At 59.0% G+C, this 9,800-nt stretch carries 13 protein-coding genes; 5 read left to right on the top strand and 8 right to left on the bottom strand.

Annotation, left to right across the window (positions count from 1 at the left end):
- A partial coding sequence (locus tag FVF58_RS34995) for an IS3 family transposase (protein ID WP_149674291.1) occupies positions 1-503 on the top strand: 503 nt, incomplete at its 5' end.
- Positions 504-637: 134 nt separating this feature from the next.
- Here FVF58_RS34995 and FVF58_RS34990 read toward each other — a convergent pair.
- Positions 638-1,654 carry an alcohol dehydrogenase gene (locus tag FVF58_RS34990; RefSeq protein ID WP_149674290.1) on the bottom strand — a complete coding sequence of 339 codons (1,017 nt, stop codon included), beginning with the start codon at positions 1,652-1,654 and terminating at the stop codon, positions 638-640.
- A gap of 463 nt (positions 1,655-2,117) precedes the next feature.
- Here FVF58_RS34990 and FVF58_RS34985 point away from each other — a divergent pair, with 463 nt between their 5' ends.
- Positions 2,118-2,462, top strand: a complete 345-nt coding sequence (locus FVF58_RS34985; RefSeq protein WP_149674289.1) for a hypothetical protein — start codon at positions 2,118-2,120, stop codon at positions 2,460-2,462.
- Positions 2,463-2,489: 27 nt separating this feature from the next.
- Here FVF58_RS34985 and FVF58_RS34980 read toward each other — a convergent pair whose 3' ends face one another.
- The 4 genes from FVF58_RS34980 to FVF58_RS34965 all read right to left on the bottom strand — a co-directional run bounded on the left by FVF58_RS34980 (position 2,490) and on the right by FVF58_RS34965 (position 4,464).
- Entirely contained in the window at positions 2,490-2,828 is a 339-nt protein-coding gene (locus tag FVF58_RS34980) for a hypothetical protein (RefSeq protein ID WP_149674288.1), read from the bottom strand.
- Positions 2,829-3,004: 176 nt separating this feature from the next.
- Positions 3,005-3,241 carry a DUF2964 family protein gene (locus FVF58_RS34975; RefSeq protein WP_149674287.1) on the bottom strand — a complete coding sequence of 79 codons (237 nt, stop codon included), beginning with the start codon at positions 3,239-3,241 and terminating at the stop codon, positions 3,005-3,007.
- Positions 3,242-3,391: 150 nt separating this feature from the next.
- The gene (locus FVF58_RS34970) at positions 3,392-4,003 is read right to left on the bottom strand and encodes a hypothetical protein (RefSeq protein ID WP_149674286.1); all 612 of its coding nucleotides are present in this window, start codon (positions 4,001-4,003) and stop codon (positions 3,392-3,394) included.
- Between the two features lie 59 nt (positions 4,004-4,062).
- Positions 4,063-4,464, bottom strand: coding sequence for a hypothetical protein (locus tag FVF58_RS34965; protein ID WP_246217299.1), 402 nt, complete (start codon positions 4,462-4,464; stop codon positions 4,063-4,065).
- Positions 4,465-5,587: 1,123 nt separating this feature from the next.
- On the opposite strand from FVF58_RS34965, the gene FVF58_RS34960 reads away from it, so the two are divergent.
- A complete protein-coding gene (locus FVF58_RS34960) occupies positions 5,588-5,992 on the top strand; it encodes a helix-turn-helix domain-containing protein (protein ID WP_149674285.1) in 405 nt (134 codons plus the stop codon).
- Between the two features lie 37 nt (positions 5,993-6,029).
- On the opposite strand, the gene FVF58_RS34955 is transcribed toward FVF58_RS34960, so the two are convergent.
- Entirely contained in the window at positions 6,030-6,548 is a 519-nt protein-coding gene (locus FVF58_RS34955; protein WP_149674284.1) for a low affinity iron permease family protein, read from the bottom strand.
- 304 nt (positions 6,549-6,852) lie between these two features.
- On the opposite strand from FVF58_RS34955, the gene FVF58_RS34950 reads away from it, so the two are divergent.
- Entirely contained in the window at positions 6,853-7,125 is a 273-nt protein-coding gene (locus FVF58_RS34950) for a hypothetical protein (protein WP_149674283.1), read from the top strand.
- Positions 7,126-7,181: 56 nt separating this feature from the next.
- Here the strand turns inward: FVF58_RS34950 and FVF58_RS34945 are convergent, their stop codons facing one another.
- On the bottom strand, positions 7,182-7,502 hold the full coding sequence (locus FVF58_RS34945) for a hypothetical protein (RefSeq protein ID WP_149674282.1): 321 nt from the start codon (positions 7,500-7,502) through the stop codon (positions 7,182-7,184).
- Between the two features lie 757 nt (positions 7,503-8,259).
- Here FVF58_RS34945 and FVF58_RS34940 point away from each other — a divergent pair.
- The gene (locus FVF58_RS34940; protein WP_149674281.1) at positions 8,260-8,586 is read left to right on the top strand and encodes an H-NS histone family protein; all 327 of its coding nucleotides are present in this window, start codon (positions 8,260-8,262) and stop codon (positions 8,584-8,586) included.
- A gap of 392 nt (positions 8,587-8,978) precedes the next feature.
- Here the strand turns inward: FVF58_RS34940 and FVF58_RS34935 are convergent, their stop codons facing one another.
- A complete protein-coding gene (locus FVF58_RS34935) occupies positions 8,979-9,599 on the bottom strand; it encodes an arsenate-mycothiol transferase ArsC (protein WP_149674280.1) in 621 nt (206 codons plus the stop codon).
- Positions 9,600-9,800: the final 201 nt, after the last annotated feature.

Raw genomic sequence — 9,800 nt, 5'->3', positions numbered from 1 at the left:
ATGCACCTAATAAAAAGTGGCTTACCGACATCACAGAATTCCAGATTCCGGCCGGAAAAGTGTATCTATCGCCGGTAATCGACTGCTTCGATGGATTGGTCGTCAGCTGGTCAATCGGCACGCATCCAGATGCGGAACTCGTCAACACGATGCTGGATGCTGCTGTTGAAACGGTGGCCGATAGCGTCGACAGGCCTGTTGTTCACTCTGACCGGGGCGCTCACTATCGCTGGCCCGGCTGGCTCTCACGAATGGGGGATGCAAAGCTGATTCGCTCGATGTCACGCAAAGGTTGCTCGCCTGACAATGCGGCCTGCGAGGGCTTCTTCGGGCGTTTGAAAACGGAGCTGTTCTATCCTCGGAACTGGCAAGCGACGACGATTGAGCAGTTCATCGAAGTGGTTGGCTCGTATATACGTTGGTACAACGACAAGCGAATCAAGATATCGCTTGGCGCACTCAGTCCCTCGGAATACCGGGAACGTCTCGGTATCGGTACATAAACCAGTCCAACTTATCCGCCGCACCCCCTCCGTACCCGAAAGAAGTAGCCCGTCGATGGTGCTTCTTGCATCACGAGGCAGCGGCTCATGACGCAAGTCGACAGAGCCGCCCATAGCACCCACCCTACCGGGCGTTACGTCACCTTTAAAACCACCCTGAACCGCGCCGCGCCACTCATCATCCGGTCATAAGCTTCAGCCGCACGCTCGAGCGGAAACTCTTCGATCATGGGTTTGACCCCGGAAAGGGCGCTAAACGCGAGGGTATCCTGAGAGTCGGCGGAGGTTCCTGACGGCCACCCCTGAATCGAATTGCGGCCCATGATGAACTGGGCAATCGGAACTTCGACAGGCTCTGCCGACAGTCCAACCATAATCATCTTGCCATTCAAACCCAACCCGCCAACTGCCGCGCTCATTGCTTTCCCGCTCGTGACGGTCGCGAGAATTACCTTCGCTCCGCCCAGCTTTCCGAGTTCTTCCGGAATATTCTGTGTTGTGCTGTCGATGTAATGATGAGCGCCCAGTTCTTTCGCCAATGGCGCCTTGTCTTGTCCGCGGGCGATAGCGACCGTATTGAAGCCCATCTTCCTGGCGAACTGCACACCGAGGTGCCCAAGGCCGCCGATACCAAGAATCGCGACCACGTCACCCGCACGCGCACCGCTATTGCGCAACGCGTTATAGGTCGTAATCCCGGCGCACAATAGTGGCGCTGCGTCAGCGTCCGACAGGTCGTCCGGGATGCTGGCGAGCGCTTCTACCGGAGCAACCACGAACTCTGCATAACCACCGTTGTAACTAATCCCCGGCACCTGCGCCTTTTCGCAAAGGACGAAATCGCCCTGACGGCAATGACCACACCGACCGCAATGGCCGCCATGCCAGCCGACGCCAACTCGTTTCCCGACGCTCCATCCCTCTACACCAGATCCCACGGCATCAATAATGCCGGCAATTTCATGGCCGGGGACCCGGGGAAATTGCAGGCCTGGCCAGAGCCCCTCTTTGGTCAACGAATCGCTGTGACAAATTCCACACGCCTGAACCTTGATGCGAACCTGACCGTCGGCCGGCTGAAGAACATCCAGCTCGACGAGCTTCAGCGGGCCTCCCGCTTCTTCGACCTGTACGGCTTTCATCTTGGACATGGACTCACCTCACTGGTAATCGATAGGGTTTCCACCTGCACGGACGGGCTTTACTTCCAACCCGCAGCCACAACATTGAATGAACGTTCAGAGGCCTTCCGGCGCTCATCACCGCCAGGCACACGATTTAACATCGCTTCGCCGTCACCTGATTCAGGGCGCGCGGTCAGCGTGACGGTTCAATTTCACCACGCTGATTCCCGCGTCGCGATTCAAGAGGTAACTAGTTCATGGACGGAAAAACGTGGCATTTTCGCGTGCCTGACGCGACCGCGTCGGACACAAGGTGCCGGATTTGGTTATAGAACGTTTGATTTGTAAGGTTAAGCTTGTAACGTCGCAATGATTCATCCAGGCTCCCTGAAACTGAGTCTTGACGGTATCGAACTTCGTCGATATTGAATCGTCCACCCTCGCCCATATGTGATGGGTTTGCTTAACCGCAGCGGGCAAGCGAACAAACATGACCAAACCTGAATTCAACGAGCGCGACAGCGCGCGTCCCGACTTGCTATGTTTCCTCGTCGCGATTGCGGCGGCGTCCTACGCTTTGACCAACGAATGGCGAGTGGACCATGTTGTCCAGTGCTGCCGTCAGTGGCTGAGCAAGAATCGCGTGCAGATGGACTGGCTGGACAGGGTCCGCATCGGCCAACTGGCTTTGAAAATCGCCAGCAAGGATCTGCTGGAGGCCGGCGTTGCGGTTCGGCTGTCCAGCGTGAATGCGCTCTTCACCAGTGAAATGGAACTCAACGAGGCAAGCACAATGGTTCAGAGGATGATGGCGCTCTGTCACGACGCGCTTTGAAAACTTGATGACCCCGGCACCCGTCCATCAAGTTGGAGAAAACACGACCGCAGCCACTTCGTCCATGTGCGTAAAACTGCGGAAGAACCGGTACGTTCTACCTTCGATTTCCATCACGTTCACTCCCGCCCGAGTCGCGTCGAGGATTTCGTTGGCAAGCGATGCCGTCACCGTTCCGCGCCGCTTCAAATCCTCTCGCGGGCCCGACGCGTCCCCCAGATAGAGGGTCGCGGTATCGCTTGCGTGACGCATGACGATCAGGCTCGCGCCCGCGTCGAGCGACAACTCGAGATACTCCGCCAAAGTCAGCAGCGCTTCCAACAGCGGGGTCCGCCGACCGGTATTCGCCCCGGATGCGTGTGCCATGTTTTTCTCCGTCGCGTTGAAGAACTGCCGACAGCGCCAACCCCGTCGCGCGTGCAAAACTCGCCAGCCGGGAAGTCATCGGTCCGCAACCAATTTGCCACGCATCCGCGCATGCGGCTAGCAAATTCGCTTACTGCAACAATTGGTAGCCAGATCCTTGCCCGCCCTGCTTTCACCTAGTCGTTACGCGAAACAAAAAGCATCGTGACATAGAGGATGGTCGATACGACAATGATGGCGACACCGACCAGCACCTTCGTCGTGTTGAAATAGAGCCCGCCGTTAATCACCACACCGATTCCAGCGACCGCCGCCAGCGTACCGAATGCGGCAAGGCCGATGCGCACCTTACCGCGAATGACTTTTCTGCGCTCCTCCTCTTCGTCGGCGGATCTCACGCGCTTTTGTTCCATTCGATACTCCTTTACCGAACGCCATGACCGCGTCGACGACGCGCGCTGCAAGAAACGGCGCCAGGCGTCAACTACATGGTGATTCGGACCTGCATCACCATGCCGCGAGACGCCGTGCTACATGATCACTTTACGCCTCCCACATCGTCGTCACTTGACTTCTTCACCGCCGCGCGACACGGACGCCGCGGCGGCGACAACGAACACGGCCCGAACCGAGTTGCCCACCTTGATGTCGTCCAATGAGATGTCCGGGGCGACGTCGAGCGTCTCGGTACGGGTCGGGCCGCGCAGCGTGACCGTGCGATGCTTGCGGTCGACTTTCTGCACCGTCGCCACCACCTCGACACGGCGCGCCGACGCAACGACGCCGCCCGACGCGGGCTGCGCGACCTGGGTATCGAGGCGGGAGCGAATTCCGCTCGTCGCGAGTTTGTCGACGCCGATCAGAACGGCCTTCTGATAGGCAATGTTCACTATGTCGCCGACACGCAGCTTCTTCACATCCGCCACCGCGGGATTCACGTCGATGACCGCAAGGTTGCCGCGCGGACCTTGCAGCGTGACGCTGTTCGAAGCGGGATCGATCTCGACGACGCGCGCCTGAACGCGCAGCAGTGCCGCCGCGCCGACGACCTGCGGCGCAGGCCCCGATGCCGCCTCCTGGGCCACCGCAGGACAAGCCGCCGCAAGCAGAATCGCGAGCGCTACCGGGACGGACTTCAGAAGATTCAAATCGGACCTCGATGACTTGCAAGCCATGAAATGCTCCTTTTGATTGCATCGTTGGTGAAGCTCAAATCATCAGCTGTCGCGGCACGCTATGCGTGCATCGCGAGCGTGATCCCGTCCTCGACGCGCCGCGCCGCGTGCTCGTACACGCGCGCGCGCTCCGCCGCTGCAATCAGGCGCTGCTGCTTGAGCGTCGCGTTGTGGTATCGCGGATCGCCGACCAGCGCGGCATATTCGTTGCGCCGGTTCACCCGGTATCGCTTGAAGAAATCGGGGCCGGGAAGCCCGTTGTCGCGCGCGAACAGGACGCCATAGTCCACCTCCTGCTCGTCGCAGATGTGCCGCAACGCTTCGTCGAGCACCGCGTGCCGGGCTGCAAGCGTCATCGCACTGGGGAACAGCGCGTGAAAGCGCGAATACGGAAGCACGCCGCGGTTCTTCGCCGTGAAAAGCAGCGTGTCGGTCAATCGGGCTATGAGGTCGGCATCCATCCGTTTTCTCCGCTGAATGACGGGCGCACGATGTGTGGTCATGCGTAGTTCATGATCTCGATTCGCCGAACGTTGTGTTGCGGTCAGCGAGAATCTGCCGCCTGATGGGCGGCGGAAGATGAGGCACGATGAACACGCGGTAGCGCGCAGAGCCGGACACCGGTCCGCGCTCGCCACGACTGAAAGTTCATCCGGAAAACGTGTGGCACGTCGGTCGGGCCGACGAAATCAGATTGAGCGATTGAATCAGTGGGCCGCCTCTGGACGTTGGACTGAACATTGAGCGCAGGAGCAAGATCGAACGGTTTATTGCCGCCGCTCGCGTAATCGGCTTCACACCGCGCGAATCTGTTTTCGGCAAAAACCGCCAAACAGCCGCCATCGAAAAACCGCAAACCCGGATAATCCCTTTGTTCATACTGACCTCCGTCCTTTAAAAGACAAAGGCACTCGTCGCATAATGCCCATTATGCAAAAATCGCGAAAAGCAATGTCCACTCAGTCGAATGCGACTGAAAACGAGCCTTTTAGATAATGACGCGAAAAAACCACGCTGCCTGGCGTCCCGCGCTCGTTCGAGCGTCAGCGGGCGGGTAAGTGGCTAGCCATAACGCGTTCCTCGCAGAGACGTTGGCTGCCGCACGGCCGACTTTGTGCGGACCTTGAAGACTGGAAAAGTTATGACTATTGCAAACTGTTACGGGATGCTAGCAAACGTATATAGGAATAGCAAGGAGCGGCGCACGGCAAATCCCGGGGAAATGTTTTATTAACCCTTCGGTGATTGAAGTTGTCGCCGGGAATGCCGGAAGGCATCATAGACTTATCGAATCAAATCCACGCGGCAATTGTTTTTATTACAAAAACGTCCAACAGTGGCAAAAACGATTATTAGTAGTTTTGTATGCGGATTTGATCAGCAATCGGGTTTCGCCGTCATTCCAGCAGCGCGCAACGCTTCAAGCCGTTCTGGTGACGGCCCTAGACAGCCACGACGTTTCACCATACCTTTGCGGCGCGTGGCGAACGCGCTTGCGGTACGCCGTGTGACGTCGATGAGTCGTGTCGGGAATGCGCACGCATTCCGTGGTTTTCGTGTCCGGCCTTGCCAGGAAGGTTCAACATGCCCTCCCGAACAGAAGATCTGCCAAGCGTCGTACGCCGGATGAACGCGGGCCGAATGCTGATGGAAGGCGCATCGGTGTCCGCAGTGGCCGAAGCCCTGCACCTGTCCACCGACACGGTCAGGAAATACCGCTCCATCATCACCGAAGGCGGGCTCGAAGCGCTGCAGAAGGTCAGTGTCGGGGGGCGTACTTCATCGCTCGACGGCGCCGCGCTGGAGTGGATCGCCGCCGCACTGAACGGCTCGGCGTGTGAACACGGCTTTCCCACCCATCCATGGACCAACGCCCGGCTGCGCGAATTGATAAAAATGCGCTTCGGCGTGAGCTATTCGCGGGTGTACACGTGGCAGCTTGCCACCAATCTCGGCCTGGGACACCGGCTGTCCAAGTCGAGAAAATGAACGGCTCGTCTCAATGCTTCACTAGAACGCCGTTTTCTTATCGATGCGACCTCGACGGCTGTTCGATGCAAGCGTCCACGTCGACACTTTCCGCGCAATCGGCAGCCTTGCTTGCAAGCCGCAAATAGGCGGCGGCGAGGCGTCGAAGATCCTCTTCGGAGGCGTCCTCGATTCCGATCAGCTGATTGTTCGCGGCACGATGCGATGCGAGCAACTCGTTCAGCTTGAGATGCACGGCCGCACTGTCCTTGTTTTGACTTTGCTGGATCAGAAAGACCATGAGAAACGTAATGATGGTCGTGCCCGTGTTGATGACCAGTTGCCAGCCATCGGAAAAGTGAAACAGTGGCCCGGTGAGAGCCCAGACGAGCACGGTAATCGCCGCGACGCCGAAAGCGACCGGCGAACCCGCGAGCCGCGTCACCGAACTTGCGAATGCATCGAATGCTCGCGTGATGGCGTGGCCCTTGGGGTGGCTCCTGGCGGATGCGACATCGGCTGCGTCGGGAGCAGTGCCCACGCTGTGCGCGTATGCGCGGTTTTCGGCTTCTCGCATTCCTGCCTCCAGTAGTGCGGATTTGCATTAACTCATTGGCTGGTAGCACATAGCATGCCGAAACCGCCGCATAGACGCAGCGTCCGATGCTATTCATTTCCCCGTCACGGATCGCCATGAAAAAGCTGATGGTGATGATCCGCTCGCGATTGCAATCCTGAAGGAAAGTGAGCGTTGCTTCTGTCGCGAGCGGATTCGCATCGATGCGAGAAGCAGTAAAGCGCCAACCTCAGGCACAGCGCTTGCTGAAGCCGCCGTCAGCGTTCAACGTAGTTCAACTCACAATCATCCGAGGACATCGCACATGCTTACCACCCGCCCCTGCACTGCCACATGCGTCATCGACGGCATGCCGGTCATCCTGACCTTCTATCCGGACAACGGGGTGCTGCGTATCGCCGATCCGTCGGGTGTGTGCATCAGGGAAACGCGCTGGCATGCGTCGTGGCGCGCGTTGCTGGATGAATTTCGCAGCTACACGGAGCGGGCCGAAGTGGAAAAACAGCATGTCGACGAACTGGTGGACCGTCCCGGCGAATGTCCCGGTCACTCGATGCCGATCGCCGCCATTGCATGAAAACTGGGTGGGACGCGGCGCTTTCTGTCGAGCGCCGCCCCCCACTCGCGGATCCGTCATTGACCGAAATAGATCCTGCACTGAGGTCCGGTAGAGCACGGCTTGCCCTGCAGCCCGCTCCCCGATTCCGATTGCCCCGCGGCCACGCCGCCGTACGACACGTTCCGCACCGCTTGTGTGCGAGTGTCCATCCCCTGAGCCGCTTCGCCGTACGACATATCCGTCGTGGCTTGAGCCGACTCGTTCGCGTTCTGTTGCATCAGCGCGCGGCCCGACGCGCCGGCGCCCGGCTGGCCATCGAGTTCCATCGCGCTGGCGCTTCGCGGCACGAGGAACAGCAACGCGCTCGCGACTACCATCAATAAACGTAATTTCATGTCCAGACTCCTCGAATCCGGCGCAGCAGCTCTCGTCCTCCTAAAGAATTGATCCGCGAAAAGCCAGCTCGCCCAATCGGGCCGAGGAACAAGTCGATGCCGATGCACAACTGCCGCGACGGATCACCGAACCAAACGAGTAGATAATTGCCACACTTGCAGCCGATGTCGGACGCTTTCTCCAAGGTAGGTGAAATCAGTCGCCGCAAGCTGGCAGCGCGAATGTGTGTTCCGCAATTTCTTTATAGCTCGCCCGCCTGGGAATTCAATCCCGGGCTCCGCCGGTGGCGACGCGGGCTATTCCGTTCGATAAACCGCATTCGTGAAGAAAATCAGTTGAAGCGGCGCGTGCGTTGTCCGCCCAGTGCGTTATGATGCTGTTATAACGCAAAAAAGCGGCGCGCGCGAAACACCGGCGAGAGACGGAGCGTGGACGTGAAACCAGCCATTCGCAATCAGTGCATTGTCACCTCAGTTCTTTCCGTTGCGGCCGCGAGGCATATCCAGCCTTGTCCGCCGTGCGGCGAATCGCTGGCGTATTCACTGGCCGCCACGGCCAGCCCGATAGGCGGCTGGATTGGGCATAAGCTGTAGCGCGATTTATGGAGCAACGTTTTATAACGCGGCTCATGGATTTTCCTTCGATTGACAACCCCACCGCGGGCCGGCCCCATTCAAACGGGATCGACGCACCGCAACTTTAGCTTGCAATCTGTAATTGACAGAACGCTGGACGTTTTAGAAGGACGAATATCTTATGGACGAAAGGAAGCGAGATAGCATGATTGCGTATCTCCGCCATCGCATGGAAGAGTTTGGCATCAGACCAGAAGACCTCGCTGCCGCGCTGGCGTCCGAGCCGTTGGCGCAAAAGGCCGAACGCTACCGGAGCGCGACGGGGGACAGCTGGGACGGCCAGGGCGAAATGCCCCAATGGCTGAAACAGGCAATCAGCGCAGGTCAATCAATCGACCACTTTGAATTGACAGCCAAACCGGCCCCTGCACCGCACCCGAAAAAACACGTGGACTGGAAAAACGACCCGTTCGCGGGAAGTCCGCTTGCGCGTTCCCACAACCGTTAAGCCATCAGGCTGTTGAGCCGTTGGCTCATCAGGTCAGCCCCCGCATTTTCCTGTCGGGTTTCCCAGGTTTCGCATGCCCGCCGAAGTGCGCACGCGAGGCGCCGCTGCGTGTGCCCTGCCAGCAAACATCTTTCCGCAGTCAGCGCTCGGGCGCGCCGCCGCGCCGCATAGCCGGCCGGAGTAGCGCAATGCCGCGTCGGCTAGCTGAGACCGGTCATGCGGGTTACGAATTGGCATGACGCCGCAATCCACGGCGAAAAGACATGAATTCGATAAACCGCGGCAGCCAGCCGATGTCGCTCGACGCAGCGAGGAACGCCGCGAAAAGAAACATTGAATGAGCCGGATCTGTGGCTCCAGCGCATCTCAGGCGAAGCGACGGCTTACGACACTCACGCGTCGCACGTGCTGGCCCGGTCTTCCGGTGAGGCGATTGCCGAGCTGAGCGTTACGGTGCCCAATGAATCGACGACCGACGGGTTCGCGAGGCCACCATCGGTGCAGGGCGCATCGCTAACGGGCAAGACTGTGGAAACCCTGTTATGGACTCCACCGGCGTGCCCCGGCGGCGTGTCAAATTGCGGCAACGCAATAAGCGCGCTGACCTGCCGCACGATCTGCCAGAACATTTTTTCGAACAGCCGCGCGCGCTCGTCGTCCGGCACGCCGTCCACGAGCGGATCGGCAACGCTCCAGGCGAGCAACGCAGGCGCGCCTGGAAACACGGGCGCATGATGTTCGTCGACGGAATCGTCCAGTGCGATGACGAGGTCCATTCTCGGCGCCCATTCGCCGGTGAATTCCAGCCAGCTTTTCGGGCTCAAAATGTCGCGCGCCGATACGCCCGACCGCAATTGCGCGACCGCGAGCGGATGAACCCGTGCGGCCGGCTCGGGCCCCGCGCTGAACGCTTCGAACCGGTGTCCCGCCAGTTCGCGCAGCAAAGCTTCGGCAACCACGCCGCATGCTGAATTATCGCGGCAAAGAAACAGCACCTTATATTTTCTGGTCACGCTTACCCCGTACCGTATATTCTTTTTTTGCTTCTGGGTGCCATTCTGTCGACCCAGTCTTGCGCCACCGTGACACTACGACGTCTTAAATACTTGCGCCACAGGAATTGCACCAGGGGAATTCAATTCACGGGGCACGCAACGATGCGAACTGCATTTGCCGGTGAAGTGTGTCAGCGCGTCGATTATGCTTACATTATG

The sequence above is a fragment of the Paraburkholderia panacisoli genome (assembly GCF_008369935.1).
GTDB classification, from domain to species: Bacteria; Pseudomonadota; Gammaproteobacteria; order Burkholderiales; family Burkholderiaceae; genus Paraburkholderia; species Paraburkholderia panacisoli.
The sequence above is the reverse complement of the archived record's forward strand: the minus strand, read 5'-3'. Positions and strand labels throughout refer to the sequence as shown.